The following is a 284-nucleotide window of genomic DNA, read 5'->3' on the forward strand; positions in this document are numbered from 1 at the left end:
TGCGGCTGGTAATGGGTAAATGTTTCTTTGCTCGTCATAAACATCCCTTACACTGGTGTGTTCAGCAAATCGTTAACGGCATCAGATGCCGGTTTACCTGCAGCCAGCGGTGCCGGTGCCCCCTGCATCAGACGATCCAGCGCAGTGTCACTGCGCGCCTGTGCACTCTGTGGTGCTGCGGCCAGAATGCGGCGGGCCGTTTTCACGGTCATACCGGGGGTTTCTGCCAGCACGCGTGCCTGTTCTTCGCGTCCGTGAGCCTCCTCACAGTTGAGGATCCCCAT

At 58.5% G+C, this 284-nt stretch carries 1 protein-coding gene; it reads right to left on the reverse strand.

Going from position 1 to position 284, the window contains the following annotated elements; translation table 11 throughout:
• Positions 1-47 precede the first annotated feature (47 nt).
• On the reverse strand, positions 48-284 hold a 237-nt coding region (locus MTCD1_RS18920; protein WP_438819301.1), incomplete at its 5' end, for a hypothetical protein.

The organism is Colwellia marinimaniae (assembly GCF_002207865.1).
GTDB lineage: Bacteria > Pseudomonadota > Gammaproteobacteria > Enterobacterales > Alteromonadaceae > Colwellia > Colwellia marinimaniae.